At 28.6% G+C, this 17011-nt stretch carries 22 protein-coding genes; 19 read left to right on the forward strand and 3 right to left on the reverse strand.

Annotated features, from left to right (window positions below; genetic code table 11):
* Positions 1 to 174 precede the first annotated feature (174 nt).
* The 5 genes from B2694_RS13175 (at position 175) to B2694_RS13195 (ending at position 3270) form a co-directional block, all read left to right on the forward strand.
* On the forward strand, positions 175 to 354 hold the full coding sequence (locus B2694_RS13175) for a hypothetical protein (protein ID WP_346886134.1): 180 nt from the start codon (positions 175 to 177) through the stop codon (positions 352 to 354).
* 198 nt (positions 355 to 552) lie between these two features.
* Complete coding sequence (locus B2694_RS13180; protein WP_346886135.1) at positions 553 to 1164, forward strand: class I SAM-dependent methyltransferase; 612 nt, start codon at positions 553 to 555, stop codon at positions 1162 to 1164.
* A 22-nt stretch (positions 1165 to 1186) separates the two neighbouring features.
* On the forward strand, positions 1187 to 1756 hold the full coding sequence (locus B2694_RS13185; RefSeq protein WP_346886136.1) for a GNAT family N-acetyltransferase: 570 nt from the start codon (positions 1187 to 1189) through the stop codon (positions 1754 to 1756).
* A 49-nt stretch (positions 1757 to 1805) separates the two neighbouring features.
* Positions 1806 to 2294 (forward strand): GNAT family N-acetyltransferase, encoded by a 489-nt coding sequence (locus B2694_RS13190; protein ID WP_346886137.1) that lies wholly within the window; start codon positions 1806 to 1808, stop codon positions 2292 to 2294.
* A gap of 169 nt (positions 2295 to 2463) precedes the next feature.
* Positions 2464 to 3270, forward strand: coding sequence for a hypothetical protein (locus B2694_RS13195; protein ID WP_346886138.1), 807 nt, complete (start codon positions 2464 to 2466; stop codon positions 3268 to 3270).
* Between the two features lie 96 nt (positions 3271 to 3366).
* On the opposite strand, the gene B2694_RS13200 is transcribed toward B2694_RS13195, so the two are convergent.
* Positions 3367 to 4614 (reverse strand): aminopeptidase P family protein, encoded by a 1248-nt coding sequence (locus tag B2694_RS13200; RefSeq protein ID WP_346886139.1) that lies wholly within the window; start codon positions 4612 to 4614, stop codon positions 3367 to 3369.
* Positions 4615 to 4881: 267 nt separating this feature from the next.
* On the opposite strand from B2694_RS13200, the gene B2694_RS13205 reads away from it, so the two are divergent.
* The 4 genes from B2694_RS13205 to B2694_RS13220 all read left to right on the forward strand — a co-directional run bounded on the left by B2694_RS13205 (position 4882) and on the right by B2694_RS13220 (position 7324).
* Positions 4882 to 5775 (forward strand): SPL family radical SAM protein, encoded by an 894-nt coding sequence (locus B2694_RS13205; RefSeq protein ID WP_346886140.1) that lies wholly within the window; start codon positions 4882 to 4884, stop codon positions 5773 to 5775.
* Positions 5776 to 5841: 66 nt separating this feature from the next.
* Positions 5842 to 6360 (forward strand): GNAT family N-acetyltransferase, encoded by a 519-nt coding sequence (locus tag B2694_RS13210; RefSeq protein WP_346886141.1) that lies wholly within the window; start codon positions 5842 to 5844, stop codon positions 6358 to 6360.
* 312 nt (positions 6361 to 6672) lie between these two features.
* Positions 6673 to 6879, forward strand: coding sequence for a helix-turn-helix transcriptional regulator (locus B2694_RS13215; protein ID WP_346867773.1), 207 nt, complete (start codon positions 6673 to 6675; stop codon positions 6877 to 6879).
* On the forward strand, positions 6869 to 7324 hold the full coding sequence (locus B2694_RS13220) for a DUF6773 family protein (protein WP_346886142.1): 456 nt from the start codon (positions 6869 to 6871) through the stop codon (positions 7322 to 7324). Before B2694_RS13215 ends, B2694_RS13220 begins: the two co-directional genes overlap by 11 nt.
* A 719-nt stretch (positions 7325 to 8043) precedes the next feature.
* On the opposite strand, the gene B2694_RS13225 is transcribed toward B2694_RS13220, so the two are convergent.
* Positions 8044 to 8205 (reverse strand): hypothetical protein, encoded by a 162-nt coding sequence (locus tag B2694_RS13225; RefSeq protein WP_346886143.1) that lies wholly within the window; start codon positions 8203 to 8205, stop codon positions 8044 to 8046.
* 540 nt (positions 8206 to 8745) lie between these two features.
* Here B2694_RS13225 and B2694_RS13230 point away from each other — a divergent pair.
* The 10 genes from B2694_RS13230 to B2694_RS13275 all read left to right on the forward strand — a co-directional run bounded on the left by B2694_RS13230 (position 8746) and on the right by B2694_RS13275 (position 15619).
* Positions 8746 to 9534, forward strand: coding sequence for an alpha/beta hydrolase (locus B2694_RS13230; RefSeq protein ID WP_346886144.1), 789 nt, complete (start codon positions 8746 to 8748; stop codon positions 9532 to 9534).
* 39 nt (positions 9535 to 9573) lie between these two features.
* On the forward strand, positions 9574 to 10128 hold the full coding sequence (locus tag B2694_RS13235) for a GNAT family N-acetyltransferase (RefSeq protein WP_346886145.1): 555 nt from the start codon (positions 9574 to 9576) through the stop codon (positions 10126 to 10128).
* Between the two features lie 37 nt (positions 10129 to 10165).
* Complete coding sequence (locus B2694_RS13240) at positions 10166 to 10423, forward strand: TfoX/Sxy family protein (RefSeq protein WP_346886146.1); 258 nt, start codon at positions 10166 to 10168, stop codon at positions 10421 to 10423.
* 123 nt (positions 10424 to 10546) lie between these two features.
* Entirely contained in the window at positions 10547 to 11377 is an 831-nt protein-coding gene (locus tag B2694_RS13245) for an alpha/beta hydrolase (protein ID WP_346886147.1), read from the forward strand.
* Between the two features lie 102 nt (positions 11378 to 11479).
* A complete protein-coding gene (locus B2694_RS13250) occupies positions 11480 to 12097 on the forward strand; it encodes a lactate utilization protein (protein WP_346886148.1) in 618 nt (205 codons plus the stop codon).
* A 42-nt stretch (positions 12098 to 12139) separates the two neighbouring features.
* The gene (locus B2694_RS13255) at positions 12140 to 12622 is read left to right on the forward strand and encodes a GNAT family N-acetyltransferase (RefSeq protein WP_346886149.1); all 483 of its coding nucleotides are present in this window, start codon (positions 12140 to 12142) and stop codon (positions 12620 to 12622) included.
* Positions 12623 to 12874: 252 nt separating this feature from the next.
* The gene (locus tag B2694_RS13260; RefSeq protein WP_346886150.1) at positions 12875 to 13447 is read left to right on the forward strand and encodes a class I SAM-dependent methyltransferase; all 573 of its coding nucleotides are present in this window, start codon (positions 12875 to 12877) and stop codon (positions 13445 to 13447) included.
* Between the two features lie 51 nt (positions 13448 to 13498).
* Positions 13499 to 14212 (forward strand): hypothetical protein, encoded by a 714-nt coding sequence (locus B2694_RS13265; protein WP_346886151.1) that lies wholly within the window; start codon positions 13499 to 13501, stop codon positions 14210 to 14212.
* Positions 14213 to 14271: 59 nt separating this feature from the next.
* Positions 14272 to 15102, forward strand: a complete 831-nt coding sequence (locus B2694_RS13270; RefSeq protein ID WP_346886152.1) for an alpha/beta hydrolase — start codon at positions 14272 to 14274, stop codon at positions 15100 to 15102.
* Positions 15103 to 15286: 184 nt separating this feature from the next.
* A complete protein-coding gene (locus tag B2694_RS13275; protein WP_207656727.1) occupies positions 15287 to 15619 on the forward strand; it encodes a hypothetical protein in 333 nt (110 codons plus the stop codon).
* 74 nt (positions 15620 to 15693) lie between these two features.
* Here the strand turns inward: B2694_RS13275 and B2694_RS13280 are convergent, their stop codons facing one another.
* Positions 15694 to 16803: an ABC transporter ATP-binding protein gene (locus B2694_RS13280; protein WP_346886153.1), complete on the reverse strand. Its 1110-nt coding sequence runs from the start codon at positions 16801 to 16803 to the stop codon at positions 15694 to 15696.
* Between the last annotated feature and the right edge of the window lie 208 nt (positions 16804 to 17011).

The raw sequence follows: 17011 nt of genomic DNA on the forward strand, positions 1-17011 counted from the left end.
ATATTGGCCTATATTTGAAATAACAACAGGAGAACTGATTGGCTGCTGTGGTGTATGTTCATTTAAATGTAAACAACACTCATATGAAATGAGTAATCCAAGATTATAATTATAACTTGTAGTAAGCTAAATCCACTAGTGAAGAACTCTATTAAAGGAAGGGGGAAAATATCAATGGAGAATTATAATAGCACAAAAATATTTTGGGACAATATATTTAAAGCAGTAATACCAAATAAATATGAAAATGCAGATTTAGGACAAGAAGATTTAAATGAAGCTTCAAAGTGGTTAAGTAGTGGAACAAATAGCATTGTAGATTATGGATGTGGAAGTGGGGCATTACACACTTAGGCAATGATTTATTACTTGAAACAACAGGATTATATTTATGGAATTTAGAAACAGAAAAATGGGTTAGTATATTGGAAAAATATTTTCATATATATCTTAAAAAGGATATTTACTACAATCAACATGAACAGTATAATAGATTGTTTTTATTAGTAAATAAATAGAAAAAATTTGAAGTATAAGGAGTATTGATAAAATATGCATAATCTTATAAATGCTATTCCGTTATATAATTTCTTAAAATATTGTAATAACAATTCCTCTGAAAAAATAATATTAGACTGTGGAGCTGGGGGTTCTAATCCGCCTCTTTCTTTGTTTTATGAATTTGGATATGAAACCTATGGGATTGAAATATCTAAAGAACAGTTGGAAAAGGCAAACATATTTTGCATAGAACATAATACAGATTTAAACATCATATTTGGTGATATGAGAAAAATACCTTTCGAGAATGAGTTTTTTAATTTTTTGTATTCTTATAATACATCTGTTCATATGAAAAAAGAAGATTTCTCACTTGCTTTATCAGAATTTTATAGAGTGTTAAAACCTGGAGGACTATGCTATGTGAATTTTTTAGGTGAAGAATGTGATACTTATGGTATAGGAAAAGAAATTGGTAAAGGGGAGTTTTTACAAATTGAAGATGATGATGAAGTGATCTATTGTCATTATAAGGATAACGAAATTGAGCAAGCCTTTACAAAATTTGAAGTTATATATAAGGAAAAGAAATCAGTAAAAAGAAATATCGATGATAAAGAAAATACATCGGTTTATCTTGAATATATACTAGTGAAAAAGTAATTTAATAAAATTAGTTGTATAATTGGAGGATAAATCAATGATTGAAATTAGACAATTAAAGGAATCAGACATGCAGCAAGCCTTAGAATTAAAGATTTTGTGCTGGACGGAAGAGTTGGCAGGTAAGGCTGAAAACACCCTTTCAGTTTCTCAAGAATTAGACTTCTGGGGAGAGTGGATGCATACAGGGAAAGAAAATAATGATGTTCGCTTGTTAATTGGAGCATTTGAAAACGACAAGATGCTTGGAGTAGCCTTTAGCAGTTTTGCAGAAACCGTTGATATACCTGAAAAGGGTATAGAGTTAAATGGGCTTTGGGTATATCCTGACCAACGAAATAAAGGGATTTCTCTCATGATGATTATTTACACATTGGATTTCTACATGGTTATGGGTATGGAAAAGATTGTTGTTTATAACCATCATTATGCATCATCAAATCAATTCTATCACAAATTTTGTGGACAAGTTACAAAACAAGAATATCAGATGGAGGATAAACTTTTGGTGGATGTATTCTTAACAGACATATTATCAATGAAAAGTAGAATGGAGCAATCTTTAAAGAAATATATAGGAGAATATGCTTAGAAGTGCATTAATGATACAGTGTACTTGGAAAAAATAGGAGGACAAGTAAATGAGCATACAACTTAGAAAGAAGTTAATTAACCAAATAGAAAAACCATTTCAATTTAAAATCAGTGACCTAGTTTTAGAAGGAGCAGAGTTAGAAAGTAAATTAAATACTTATCTATCAAGGTTTATAGAGGGAACCTTAGACCCTGATCTTTCTGGTAAAAAACCAGATAAGTTTATTGAAAATCTTAGGAATAATATTTTAGGGGATTTTTCAAAACGATATATTATAACTGCACAATGTAAGGATGAAGTAATAGGTATTTTAATAGCTTTACCTGGAAGTGTGAATGAGATGCATATTTATTCATTGCATGTTGCACCAGATCATAGAAATAAAGGAATTGCTTCTACACTATTAGCTACCTGTGTAAATGATATGCATAAAAAGAATATAGAAGATATTATTATAGATGTACATATAGACAATAAACCTGCTTATGATCTATATAAAAAATTTGGATTTATTGAAGTTGAGAATATAATTTAATAAAGGAATAATGTTAAGTATATTAAAGCCATAGATATTAATAATTAAATTAAATAAAAAATAATAATGAATATTTAGAAAATATGCTATAATAGAAATATTAAAAACAGAATAATTATAATTTAGTTTTAATAGTGGTAACAATTATCTAAAGAACGGAGGAAGGCTTTTGATATACATTACAGAACCTGGATTTGAACCGAAACATATAAATCCATTTACCGATGAAAGATATACTGATGATTGGATTGTATTTTGCTTAACTAATTCTACGAATTATGAAATAACCAATGGAAGAGGCAATTCATCTGTATATACTTTGAAGGTAAGTAAAAAGTGTAAGCAATGGGAATTTAATCTTATGGATTTTATAGAATATGAAAATAGCTATTGTAAAAATATGATTTTGTCGGTAGATGAGGAAGACTTAATTAAAGCAAAGGAAGCATATGAGAATCATCATTATAATGAAGCTTTTTTAAGGGGAAATGAACCTAGGGTTCTTATTCATAGTACCACAATGGAAAATTGGGAAAAAATTAAAACCGATGGATGTTTAAAGTCGTGGAATATACTAAAAAAAGAAGGCAGTAACTACAAGGACAAGCCTATAGGTGAGCTTCTTGGTGATCCAAAGGACTATAGTGATTATATTATGTTTTCTAATGGGAATGTTTCAAGTGAAGTCGTTGTATTATCCAAGGAAAATAATAAAATTATTATGGATGAGAAAATGAAATATAAAACAGGTGCAAGGTTATATTTTGATATTGAAAAAATAGCTAAAGATGGATTATTAGTTCGTGATGGTTGTCATCTAAAGGTAAAGGGCATGTTACCCCTAGATAAATATCTAATCTGGACTGCTACATGGGAAAATCTTAATTTAGAAAATAAATATTCTACACCTGAAAATTTTACAAAAATAGCAAATGAAACCTTCAATTCTCTCTTTGGAGATGCACTTATTAAATAAAAGTTTATATATTAAAAAAGGAGAGAAGTAAATTTGTGTTTACACAAACTTACTTACTCTCCTTCATATTTTAAAGGATTAAAAAATTCTTTGTTTTTAACATTTCTTCATAAATTCTTCAATTTCTTCAACAGTTTTTATAATCTCATCAGACAAGACTTTACATCCATTTTTAGTTATAACTACATCATCCTCAATTCTTATTCCTATGCCTTCTTGGGATAAATATAGGCCAGGTTCTACTGTAATTACCATGCCTTCTTCAAAAGGCGCATCATAATCTTCTACATCATGGGTATCTAGTCCTAAATGATGACTTACTTGATGATAGTAATAATTAGACAATTCACTTTCATCCTTTATTATACCAAGGTCAATTAATCCCTCTGTTAAAGCTTTTTTTGTAACCTCATTTATTGACTGAAAAGTATGACCTGGTTTAAGAGCTTTTATAGTTTCAAGTTCAGCATTTAATACTATATTGTATATTTGTTTTTGTCTTTCGGTAAACTTACCGTTAACAGGAAAGGTTCTAGTTATATCTCCATGATAATAATTCCATGCTGCACCTACATCACATAAAACCAAAGAGTTATCATTAATTTCGCAATTATTATCTTCATAATGAAGAATTGTTCCATTTTTTCCACTGGCAATTATACTTGGGAAGGCAAAATCTTTCACACCATTGTTTTTTAATGAAAAATCGAAATAGGACTCAAGTTGATATTCCATAATATTAGGTTTAGCATTTTTCATCATCGCTTCTATTCCTAATTTAGTTTTCTCTATAGCAGCCTTAATTTCTTTAATTTCCTCTTTTTCTTTGCACATTCTTAGAATGGATAACTTAGGATATACGTTATGTATAAAAACTTGAGAATATCTTTCCTTTAAATCTTTGGCAAAGCAACCATTAGTAGTTAAATCATCTTCATAGGCATCTTTTTCTAAATCTAAATATATATGAGTTAAATTCTTAGTTGATATTAAACTATTTAAATCTGTTTTAAAGCCATCTATAAATCTAATATCATTTATTCCAGATATTTTTTTAGCATCCTCAACATTAATACTCTTACCTACCCACTTAGCTCTTTTTTCATCAAATTTTCTGATATAAAGTCTTTCTTCTATATTCCCATTTCTATCTTTAATAACTACAAGGTTTATATACTCCTCATCAATTCCACACAGGTAATAAAAATTTCTATTTGGTGTGAACTTATAATTATAGTCATTTGATTTCTTCGGTGCTTTTCCAGCAAACATTATTAATATGGATCCATTAGCTAATTCCATTGATAACTTTAGCCTATTCTTCTTGAAAAAATCTTTATTCATCTCAAACAACCCCTTCATTAAGTAATAGATAAGTTTAAGTCACATAAAATTTTTATAAAAGATATTTATATAATAATATTAACCTAATTTCAGTCCATAGTAAATGATTACATAAGTGGAAATATAAAAACTTATTCATGGATAAAAATAAATTTTTTCATAAAGGTATCTCCAATATACATATGTATGGTAAAATATTACCTATAAGTAAAAAATAAAATAATTAGTTTTTATATTCCTTATCATTGTTATATTGGAGGTGAATAAATGGCAAAGATTAGAGAAATTACTTGTGATGTAGCGTGTAATAAATTAAAAAGAAAAATACCCTTTGCCTGGGATTTAAACATATATAGAGGTTGTGAACATGGTTGTAAATATTGTTATGCTATGTATTCACATCAATATTTAGATTCAGATAAATATTTTGAAGACATATATGTAAAAACTAATGTGGTTGAACAATTGGAAAAACAACTGAGTAGTCCTTCTTGGAAAAGGGAAGTTGTGAATATTGGAGGGGTAACAGATAGCTATCAACCAGTAGAAGAACAGTATAAACTAATGCCGGATATATTAAGACTTATGATAAAGTATAAAACACCATGCATTATTTCAACTAAGTCAGATTTAATTTTAAGAGATTATGATTTAATAGATAATCTTTCTAGGGTTACCTATGTAAATATAGCAGCTACAATTACATCTATGGATGAAAATATACGAAAAATAATTGAACCAAATGGAGTAGAATCTTTAAAACGATTTGCAATGTTAAAGGAATTTAGTAAAACCAATGCATCTACTGGACTTCATTTTATGCCTATTATTCCATATATAACAGATACTTTTGAAAATATAAATTCTCTATATTTTCATGCTAAAGAATGTGATGTGGATTACGTTCTACCAGGAACTCTTTATTTAAGAGGTAGTACAAGAAAAGTATTTTTAGATTTCATAAAGAAAGAATTTCCAAAGATATATGATGACCTACTATTATTATATAAAACTGGTGGAGCAAATAAGGAATATAAAAATAATTTATATAAAACAGTAAATGCTTTGAGAGAAAAATATGGTTTATCAAGTAGTTATTCCAAACCAATGAAAGAAAAGTTAAATCAAGGATGCCATACTCAATTATCAATTTTTGATTGAAATTGGAAAATATAATACAAATGGTAAATTGGAAAATATTTTAAGTTATAGAAAGGTGTTATAATTATGATGAAGAAAAAAAATCACAATGAACTTATAATTAGAAAAGCAACAGTTGAAGATTCTAATGAAATTGTAATGTTGGTGAAACAAGTAATGGGCGAGGTAAGTTTCTTTCCTAAAGAGCCAGACGAATTTGATTTAACAGCTGAAGACGAGGCAGAATATATTAAAAATACATCTTTATTTTTAATAGCAGAAGTAAATGAGAAAATAGTAGGTTCTACCACATTACAAAGGGGTAACACTAAAAGGACAAGTCATGTTGCAGATTTTGGTATAACAATTTTAAGGGAATACAGTGGGTTAAAAATAGGAACTTTGTTAATGGAAGAGGTTATAAAGTGGTGCAAAGAAAATCAAGTTGAGAAAATTGAATTAGAGGTTTTTGAAGAAAATACACCTGCTATAGCACTTTATAAAAAGTTCGGATTTATTGAAGAGGGAAGAAAAAATAAAAACATAAAAATCAAAGATGAATATAAAAACACAATGTTACTAGCTAGATTTTTAAAAGACAGTTAGGTATATTTCCTTGAAGGGAAGTCTTTTGTGCAACGGGTTCCGTTTTGAGGTGCAAAGTTATAAATTCTCATAAGAAATCACAATAAAAATCTCATACAGAATCACTTAATAAATCACTAAAGTTCTAAGTTAAATAAATGACTTAGAACTTTTTTCATTATATATATAATTAAAATGAATTTGTAAGTAAAAGTATGTATATATTCTTTATAGGTTATAAATATTATTTGACTATTATTTTATTCATAATGCAATATATATTTTACATTTAGCAATTTATACTATATACTATGTAATATGAGGAGGTGCTATATGAAAAATAAACGAATGAAAATCGCTCGTATTGAATGCGATATGAAACAAGATGATTTGGCTAAAGCAGTTGGCGTAACAAGGCAGACTATAGGGCTTATTGAATCTGGTGATTATAACCCTACACTAAACCTTTGTATAGCAATCTGTAAAACACTAAACAAAACATTAAATGATTTATTTTGGGAGGGATTAGATGAAGAATAAAAAAATTCAAGATGAAAGAATACTTTTGGAGAGAAGAAAAATCCAAAGCGAGGCATACGGATGGCTGGTGACTGGATTGATGATTTCTATTATTGTACAGCAATTTTTTATGAATGCTCCATTCGCTCAATATGCAGTTGAATTTTTTGCATTAATATCATGTGGGTTATTTATTTCAATTCGCCATTTTAAAAAAGGGATTGACATCTGGAATCCCAATGGTGATAGTAAGAAAAAATTATTATTAAACACAGTTATAGCAGGGATTGCTTCCGTAATTTTATTTGCAATATTAAGCGGTCAATATGATATAAAAAATTTAGCATTATATTTTGTTAGTTTTGTTCTTTTCTTTTTTGTATTTCGTTCAGTAATGATAATTATAAATAAGAAAAAGCAACAAGTTATTGATAGTAAACTAAATGAAGATGATGTCGATAATTAGACTTAGCATAATATTAAACTTGATTTCAGTATATTGGTATTAATTAAAATAAAGTTTAAATGACCGACTATTAATAGCCAGTCATTTAAACTTTATTTATTGATATTTAGTTATTTTAAATATAATATATCCTCTATTTTATATTTCTTATTTGCTATCCCAAGTCTCATAGAAGTTTAAATATGTTCTTAGAATAGTTATTCATATATTGAGCATATTTAGGATTAAAGTTAGCATATATATAACTTTTACCTTCTCCTCTGCCCCCCGATAATGGTCTTTCTAATATTGATATCTTTCTTCTTATCTGATTGAAGAAAGTGTTTATAGACCTCAAATCTATTTTGTACACTATCTCTGCTAATTCATAACAATTAAGATCAGATAAATCTGTAACACAATTAACATATCTATTTCCTTCATCATTATAAGGAAATGGATGGGGTATATAATCATTAGTTCCAACAACATAATCTTTTCGTTAATTGTTTTAGTTATATATATTTCATTATTAAATATCGTATGAGCCAATAGCTCTATCGCTGATTTGTCCAAACCTTCTATTAAATTATTAGCCTCTTGCCATAATTTAATATTTTCTTTATGAGTTAAATATTGTTTATATGCTTCATTATTATCTAATTCTTTATCAACCTTACAAGTGAAAATATGAGTATCTTTATTTGAAATACCTTCTTTATGTATCCTTAAAAGAGAAGTCAGTAGAGCAGTATCTTCATCAATTTCTTACCTTCATATCTCTCAAGAGATTCTAAACACCTTCTATATAGCCATGCTAATTTATTGTAGTAGGTGCTACTGCCAATATCTAATATTTCACATATTCTTGTTACAGGAGTTCTACTTAGTATTAGTTTCATAAATAGAGGAAGTATATCATTCTTCTTTTGGTAATAAGTAAAACATTTTATTTCTTTTACTAAAAGATTAATTAATTCTTAGAGTTATTATAAATTATAAGTTGTTGGAAGTTTTACTAACTTCTAACTAGATGCATTACCAGATTATCTCTATACTGACCTTTATGAAGCTCTCTTTTTTCAAGGATCTTTATAGCCTTGAATCCACATCTTTCATAACATTTAATAACACATTTATTCAGCCTAAGATTTAATGAGGGTTAAGCTTATTATACTATTATTTACCATATTAGGATATATATATTGATTTAAAATATCTTTTTATATGTAGGGAAATAGATTAAGAAAAATACTTACTGATAAGAATAGATAATTATTATGAATATACATAAATAGAAAAAATTTGTAATAAACTTAAAGGTTTTGTATAATAAAGAAAATAAATGGTTGTAAAGATTAACAATGATAAGGATTAAAGTTCAAAAAATATTAGAGATAATATAAAAATTGTCTAATACATTTATAAAAGGGAGTAATTATATGATTAAGATACGAAGGTATGGAAGAGAACCATATGATATAGCAGTTATTCACGGAGGACCAGGTGCTCCAGGGGGGATGGCTCCAGTAGCAAAAGAAATATCAAAAAAGTATGGAGTTCTTGAACCTATGCAATCAGCAAATTCTATTGATGGACAAGTTTCTGAACTTAAAGAATTGCTTGAAAATAATGGACAATTTCCAGTAACACTAATTGGTCATTCATGGGGAGCATGGTTAAGTTATATTTTTGCATGGAAATATCCTGAGTTAGTAAGTAAGGTTATACTTATAGGAAGTGGATCCTATGAAGATATTTATCTTTCATCAATGCATAGCAAAAGAGCTAACAGACTTACAGAAGAAGAAAACTTAAGAGTTGGGACATTATTTCAATTATTAAATGAACATAATAATCCAAACAAAAAAGAAGTATTGCGTGAATTTGGAGAATTAATGGCAAAGGCAGATTCCTATAGTCCAATTTCTATTGAAAATGAATCTCTAGATTTCCAACCAGAAGTTTTTCAAAATTGTATGAAAGAAATTAATAAATTAAGAAGTAATGGAGAGCTTTTGGGCTTTGGAAAGAATATAAAATGTCCTGTAATTGCTATACATGGTGAATATGATTCTCATTCTTTTGAAGGTGTTGAAAAGCCACTGACAAGAACCATAAAGGATTTTAAATTCATATTATTAAAGGAATGTGGACATAACCCTTGGAATGAAGTTTATAGTAAAGATAAATTCTATGAAATAATCTTCAGAGAGTTAGAATCAAGATAGATAAGGATAGAAAAGCACTAACTTAAGGAGGAGATTAAAATGATAAGGAATGTTTATGAGCAGTGCCCTATATTAAAAAATGATTTGACTACATTAAAACAGACAACAATTAAAGATGCAGAGGAATTGCTAAAGTGTTATTCAGATAAAGAGGCTGTGAAATTGATTAATTCAGATAATTGTAATGGTGATGATTTCTATTATACAACAGTTGAAAGAATGGAGCAGGCAATTAAATTTTGGGCTTTTTCCTATGAGAATAAATACTTTGTGAGATGGACGATAATTTTGAATGATACAAATGAAAAAATTGGAACTATTGAAATGTTTAAAAGAGAAGCAGAAGATGAGTTTAACCATTATGGATTATTGAGAATAGATTTGCATAGTAAATATGAAAAACAGAAATATATAGATGATATTTTAGAAATTGTAAATAAAAATTTTTTTGAACTCTTTAATGTTAAGGAAATTCTTACAAAAGCAATTCCAAATGCAACTGAGCGTATTGAGTCATTAAAGAAAAAATATTATGTACCACTAAATAGAAAAATGATGCTATATGATGATTATTTTATAAGGACAAAAGTATAAATTTTAAATTTAAATAACTTAAAATAGGAGGAAAACTATGAGTAAATTATCTGACTTACCCAATATAGGTAAGAAACTAGAAGAACAACTTAATGAAGTCGGCATAAAAACTGTTGAACAATTAAAAAAAGTGGGGAGTAAACAAGCATGGTTAGATATTAAAGCCATAGACGCTTCTGCTTGTATAAATAGGTTATGTGCACTAGAGGGAGCAATACAAGGAATCAGATGGCATTCTCTTTCAGATGAAGTAAAGGGAGATCTAAAAGAATTCTATAATGCAATAAAAAACTAAGTAACTCTAATATTCCTATAATATCACCAAACAATATATTAGACAATCATCATGAAAGTACTCACATAAAATTTCTGAGTGAATAATATATCAATATAGTTATTTCATTGATGGAGGTAATGAGTGGGATATTATATTAAAGTTGAACCAAATGTGAAAGTTTATGTAGAGGATCTTAATCCAGAAGGAAAGAAAACAATTGTATTTTTACATGGTTGGCCTGGTAACCATAATCTGTTTGAATATCAGTTTGACCAACTTCCAAGGTATGGGTATAGATGTATCGGAATAGACACCAGGGGTTTTGGAGATTCTGATAAACCTTATGATGGATATGATTATGATCGTTTATCTGATGATGTTAGATGTGTAGTAGGTGCTCTAGATCTTAGAGATTTCACACTGGCAGGACATTCAACAGGTGGAGCTATAGCTATTAGATATATGGCTCGTCATAAAGGGTATGGAGTATCTAAGCTAGTTCTTATATCTGCAGCAGCACCTAGTCTTATTAAGCGTAAAAACTTTCCTTATGGATTGGATAGAGAAGAAGTTGTTAAAATTATTGATGGGACATATAATGATAGGCCTAAAATGCTGAGAGATTTCGGAGATATATTTTTCTTTAAATATATATCTGAACCATTTTCTCAGTGGTTCTTTAATCTTGGACTACAAGCAGCAGGATGGTCTACAGCGGCTATTGCAAACACTTGGCTAGGTGAGGAAAAATTATTTTCTGATCTAGAGACTATAAGGGTTCCAACATTAATTCTTCATGGCATTCATGATAAAGTGGTGCTATTTGAGTTAGCTGAAATTCAAAATCAGTGTATTAGAAATTCAAAACTTGTACCATTCAAATATAGTGGTCATGGAGTATTTTACGATCAGAAAGAAAAATTTAATGAAGAATTAATGAGATTTGTTGAAGAAAAGAAATTTATAACATAGCAGTATTTAATAAAAAATTAAAATGTTTATCTATAGAATACCGTACTATTCATTAATGTATATACGGTATTTTCTATATGAAATTATTATGGAGGTATAATCATGGATACAAATACTATAAATAAATTAAAAGAAAACTTTAGGATGAGAAATATAGAGGTTGAATGTTTTGAAGATTTAACTGAAGTTAAGAATCATATATTAAAAATTATAGATGAAGAATGTACCATTGGAATTGGTCATTCAGCTACCCTTCAGAAAATGAATATAGTAGAATCACTGATGGACAGAGGAAATATAGTTTATGATAAAGAACTTGGAAAGACCAAGGATGAAACTAAAATGCTGAAAAAGAAAGCTCTTATAACTGATTGGTATATTACCGGTTCTAATGCTGTGACCACTGATGGGAGAATTATCAATGTGGATCATAGTGGAAATAGGGTAGCAGCAATTACTTTTGGACCAGATAAAGTAATTGTAGTTGTAGGTAAAAATAAAATTGTAGACAATGTTGAAGATGGAATAAAAAGAGTTAGAAATATAGCATGTCCTTTAAATGCAAAAAGAGCAGGTTATAATCCACCCTGTGTAGAAATAAATAGATGTGTAGATTGTACATCAAAGGAAAGGGTTTGTAATGTGCTTTCAATAATTGAGGGACAAGCGGATAAAAATAGGATGAAATTATTTATAGTTAATGAGGAATGTGGTTTTTAATATGTATTTAACTCAATAGTTACATGAAAGGTAGAGATAAATATGATAATTAGGACGGGCAATTTGAATGAATTAAAGGCTTTATGGAAAAATGAATCTCCAACTAAAGAATATTTCATTAAAGAAATTGAAAAAGATAATATAGAGTTTTGGACAATTGAAAATGAGAAAGATAGCTCGTTAATAGGAGAGCTTTATATATTTTGGAATTCGGAAGATAAGGATGAAGCTAATGGTAAAGACAGAGCTTATCTTTGTGCTTTCAGAATAGAAAAAGGCTTTAGGGGATTAGGACTTGGTAAGAAGCTCATGGAAAGGGTTCTTCAAAGAGTTGAAGAAAAAGGATTTAAAGAAGTAACAATTGCCGCTGATAACAATGATTTAGAAAGATTAACAGCTATGTATAAATCTTGGGGATTTATTGAATTGGTAAAGTTTCAAAACTATGATTATCATTATATTGATAACAATAATAACCCGACCTACTACGAGATTCCATTTGGATTATACTTAAAAAGATTATAAAAAAGAAAAAATGGAATAGTATAAACCTTTTTACAATATTAGAATAAGAAAGTATTTACTATATCTTTTAGAAAGGAATACAACTATGAAAATATTGATAGCAGTTTTATAGTACCTGATTATAAGCGAGAAGATATTTATCATAATATAAGTGGATATAAAAGGAAAGATATTATTAAAGCTTTTATAAGGGAGATTCAAGATTAATAAGAGGATATATCAATATGACTTGATTAAGTTAGGAGGTATAGTATGGAGTACATGGGAAATAAAGAATATTGGGATGATAAATTTGAAAATAGAAGTGACAAGCCGTTAAGTGCTGAAAAATCAATAATTGAAAATATGGGATACTTTAAAAAAGGATCTGTTCTTGATATAGCATGTGGAGATGGTAGAAATACTTTATTTTTTCTTGGAGAAGGATTTCAAGTAACAGGAATTGATTTTAGCAATAAAGCACTTGAAAGGTTGAATAGATTTGCAAAAAGAAATAATTATTTGGTTCATACAAAGCAAATAGATTTAAGTGTAATAAATTCTTTAAAAAATATTGGAACATTTGATAATGTTCTAGTTAACCATTATAGATTAAGCAAGAACCAGCTTGAATATGTCGGAGAATGTATAGCTGATGCTGGCATTTTATTTGTATGTGGTTTTGGATGGAAGCATAAAGTAGATACTAAAATTAGAAAAGATGACTTGATTCAGCAAACTGATTTTAAAGATTTAAATAAGTCATTTAAGTTAATTAAATATAGTGAAAGTCAAGATGATAGGGGCTTTATTGTTACGTATATTTTTAAAAAGATAAAATCTTAATATATAATGGATGAATAGAAAGAACATATTAGAGAGGTTAGGCGTAATAAAATGAAGAATAAATGGTTTTGTTATATAAAAATTGATGAAGAAAGTAATTCTGTGTTTACATCAGGAATGACATTTAAGGACTTTATGAGTGGAATTAAAGAAACACCTAATAACATTCTAGTTTTAAAGGGATTTCCAGATGAGGGCAATTGGAGTCATAAGTTAGGTTTTGAATATATTTTGCAGAATAACATGGAAAGTTTTATAGAAGAAGATGTATATAGTTATGGAGATTTTTGTTGGGTAGATTTTCAATGTGAAGATGACCTTGAGAAAGTTAGTAATGAGGAACTGGCAGAGTTATTGTATTTAGCACATCGAGTTGAACCTTTAAGGAAGTTTACTTTCGATAGTTTACAAAATAGATATGCCTATCTTTGTCATGATGATGATTATATAGTAAAGGTTTATATGAATGATATAAAAGTTTATAAAGAGGTTATTCATCACAAAATTCTTAGTGAGTTAAAGGGAAGAAAAAGAAGTATTGAGCCAGTACCATCAGAGATATTAGATAAACTTTATGATATGTTTAAGGGTGGGGCAGCATTTGATTTTGAGAATGCTTACAGTAACGGTGTAAACATATATCCCATTAAAAACGATGGTTATATTGATGATATACACAAAAGTCTTGATAGAAAGAGAAATATACCTGGATGTGGAATATGCCTTGATTATAATCCTAGAACTAAAAAGTGGATGATATACTAGAAGATTCAGATGGAAACACTATTGAAATAACAGGAAGATATTTTAAAGAGGTGAAATAAATGTATCTAGAAATGAGGGATAAGGTTAACTTGTATGTAAAGCAATCAGGACAAGGTATTCCATGTATATTTGTCCATGGTGGACCAGGGGAAGGAAGTCTTGATTTTGAAGTATTAGGTGGAAATGCATTAGAAGGTTTTATGAATATGATATATTTTGACCAAAGAGGAAGTGCAAGATCAGAAGGAGACGAGGAAACTGATTACTCTATTGATAGACTTGTAGAGGATATGGAGGAAATTAGAAAAAAACTAGGCATATCAAAGTGGATAGTCATGGCTCATTCCTTTGGAGGAATTATTGCAACAAACTATGCTCATAAGTATGGAGAGGCTATAGACAAGCTTATTTTATTAAATGTTACCCTTAGCATGGAAGACTCATTTAAGAGTCAAATATATCATGGATCAAAATTATTATCTGAAAATGAATTAAAGTCCATAGAGGCTAAATCATATATAGAAAAATGGCAACAGATAGTTACTAGACTTATTGAAAAAGATATCTTTTATAAACTGCAATATAAGGAATATGATAATTTTTTAAAATTAAGAGAAGTAAGTAATACAATAGATAGTTTTAATGCATCCATGGCAAATCAAGGACTTAGCAATAAAGAGTATTTAAAAAATTATTTTGATGTTACTAAAAAAATAAACATTCCAGTCCTTGTAATAGCTGGCAATGAAGATTATGCTGTAGGACCAGATCATCATGAAAATTTTATATTTCCTAACATGAAGATTAAAATTATTTCAGGAAAGCACATGTTATATATGGAAAATAAAGAGGAAGTTAAGTCAGTAATTGAAGCATTTATAAAGAGCTAATTTAAGTAGCAAAGATGCTGAAACACGCATGAACAGAACAACTATTTAAATAGTTATATAGTTATATAGTTTTATATATGACTATATAACTAGGTTCATATGTTAATATTTGTATAGTTTTATATTTGTGGGAGGATATGGACACCTTAGTAAAGTTATAAGTTTTAGAAAGGGGATTAATTCCATGGAGTATTTTGGGTTAATTGCATTCGTACTAGTCCTATCTCAGATAGGATATTCATCAAAAATAAAAAAATTAGAAGGTGATTTAAAGAATTTAAAAAGAAAGATTAAGGGGGAAGAGGCCTTGTCAAAGTTATTAAAGGATCTAATTGGTGTGAAATGTATTATTGATTGCGAGGGAGCTGTAGTATTTACAGGCAAAAGCGAAATGGAATGTGAAGTTCTTGATGTAGATGATGAGTGGGTTAAGATAACCTATAAAGATAAAAAGGATGTTACTAAAACTAATATTATCCGTATTGAAAGCATAGACAATATAGAGATAATAAATTAGATAATCAAGTAAAGGTTAATAATTAAGCACCTTCTTAATAATCTTTAAGAAGGTGCTTTTAAAATTTAATAATATTAGATATTTATTCTTTCTTCTGTATCTTTATCAAAAAAATGAAGTTTGCTAGTATCAATTGCTATATTTATTTGTTCTGATTTTATATCTGCAGAAGATGGAACTTTTGCTATTAACTTGTTACCATTACAATCTAGATATAAGTATGATTCTGATCCCATTAGTTCAGTAATATCAACTTTAGTTGAAATAATATTGCTTAGACTATCTTTAATGGTGTTATTCTCAACATATATATCTTCAGGTCTAAAGCCTAAGATAATAGATTTATTTGCGTAGTTGTTAAATAAAGACTTAATTTTATCTGTATTAGGTAATTTAATTGTAATGCAATTAAGTTTAGCATAAAAATTGTTAGAGTTGTTTATAAGAGTAACTTCTAGGGTATTTATTTTAGGAGATCCCATGAATTCTGCTACAAATAAGTTACAAGGATTATTATATAGATTCATAGGGGTATCTACCTGTTGAATAAGGCCATCTTTCATTAGTACAATCCTATCTGCCATGGTCATTGCTTCTGTCTGATCATGGGTTACATATAGAAAGGTTGTACCTAAAGTTTTATGTAGCTTGATTATCTCAGTTCTCATCTGAGTTCTAAGCTTTGCATCTAGATTTGATAGAGGTTCATCAAGTAGAAACACTGATGGATTACGAACAATAGCACGTCCTAGTGCAACTCGTTGACATTGCCCCCCTGACAGCTGCTTAGGTTTACGATATAATAGTTCTTCAATGTCTAGAGTTTTAGCAACTTCAGTGATCTTTTTATGAATTTCATCCTTTGGTACCTTTTTCATTTCAAGTCCAAAAGCCATATTTTTATATACAGTCATATGGGGATATAGAGCGTAACTTTGAAATACCATAGCAATATCTCTATCTCTAGGAGCTACATTGTTTACTAATTTATCACCAATGAATATTTCACCCTCTGTAATACTTTCAAGACCTGCAATCATTCTTAAAGTTGTAGATTTTCCACATCCTGATGGTCCAACTAAAACAATAAATTCCTTATCTCTTATTTCTAAGTTAAAGTTTTCAACAGCAATATTGGTTTCATCATATTTTTTAACAATATTATTAAAGGTTATATTTGCCATTTTATTACTCCTTTTCATAAGATTTAAATAGGATAACATAGATTCGTTGAATGAAAAACTAACTTCCGTTTTAGCGCAAGCTATTGCAACCGCAAGAGTAAAGTCAGTTTTTAAGCCTAAATTTGTGGTCAAAAGACCTAAAATAAGCTATAATTTATATAAGATAATTATTTTTTAGGGATTATAAGCAAGCTTAATAAGCCTACGG

This window comes from Clostridium sp. UBA4395 (assembly GCF_002390995.1).
Classification (GTDB): domain Bacteria; phylum Bacillota; class Clostridia; order Clostridiales; family Clostridiaceae; genus Clostridium_J; species Clostridium_J sulfidigenes.

Bases quoted from the DNA above. Each gene is read 5' to 3' on its own strand.
- B2694_RS13275 (WP_207656727.1), top strand. From the start codon at position 15,287: ATGGAGTATTTTGGGTTAATTGCATTCGTACTAGTCCTATCTCAGATA.
- B2694_RS13200 (WP_346886139.1), bottom strand. From the start codon at position 4,614: ATGAATAAAGATTTTTTCAAGAAGAATAGGCTAAAGTTATCAATGGAA.
- B2694_RS13190 (WP_346886137.1), top strand. From the start codon at position 1,806: ATGAGCATACAACTTAGAAAGAAGTTAATTAACCAAATAGAAAAACCA.
- B2694_RS13205 (WP_346886140.1), top strand. From the start codon at position 4,882: ATGGCAAAGATTAGAGAAATTACTTGTGATGTAGCGTGTAATAAATTA.
- B2694_RS13240 (WP_346886146.1), top strand. From the start codon at position 10,166: ATGAGTAAATTATCTGACTTACCCAATATAGGTAAGAAACTAGAAGAA.
- B2694_RS13255 (WP_346886149.1), top strand. From the start codon at position 12,140: ATGATAATTAGGACGGGCAATTTGAATGAATTAAAGGCTTTATGGAAA.
- B2694_RS13175 (WP_346886134.1), top strand. From the start codon at position 175: ATGGAGAATTATAATAGCACAAAAATATTTTGGGACAATATATTTAAA.
- B2694_RS13265 (WP_346886151.1), top strand. From the start codon at position 13,499: ATGAAGAATAAATGGTTTTGTTATATAAAAATTGATGAAGAAAGTAAT.
- B2694_RS13270 (WP_346886152.1), top strand. From the start codon at position 14,272: ATGTATCTAGAAATGAGGGATAAGGTTAACTTGTATGTAAAGCAATCA.
- B2694_RS13230 (WP_346886144.1), top strand. From the start codon at position 8,746: ATGATTAAGATACGAAGGTATGGAAGAGAACCATATGATATAGCAGTT.
- B2694_RS13280 (WP_346886153.1), bottom strand. From the start codon at position 16,803: ATGGCAAATATAACCTTTAATAATATTGTTAAAAAATATGATGAAACC.
- B2694_RS13220 (WP_346886142.1), top strand. From the start codon at position 6,869: ATGAAGAATAAAAAAATTCAAGATGAAAGAATACTTTTGGAGAGAAGA.
- B2694_RS13210 (WP_346886141.1), top strand. From the start codon at position 5,842: ATGATGAAGAAAAAAAATCACAATGAACTTATAATTAGAAAAGCAACA.
- B2694_RS13260 (WP_346886150.1), top strand. From the start codon at position 12,875: ATGGAGTACATGGGAAATAAAGAATATTGGGATGATAAATTTGAAAAT.
- B2694_RS13215 (WP_346867773.1), top strand. From the start codon at position 6,673: ATGAAAAATAAACGAATGAAAATCGCTCGTATTGAATGCGATATGAAA.
- B2694_RS13235 (WP_346886145.1), top strand. From the start codon at position 9,574: ATGATAAGGAATGTTTATGAGCAGTGCCCTATATTAAAAAATGATTTG.
- B2694_RS13225 (WP_346886143.1), bottom strand. From the start codon at position 8,205: ATGAAACTAATACTAAGTAGAACTCCTGTAACAAGAATATGTGAAATA.
- B2694_RS13250 (WP_346886148.1), top strand. From the start codon at position 11,480: ATGGATACAAATACTATAAATAAATTAAAAGAAAACTTTAGGATGAGA.
- B2694_RS13180 (WP_346886135.1), top strand. From the start codon at position 553: ATGCATAATCTTATAAATGCTATTCCGTTATATAATTTCTTAAAATAT.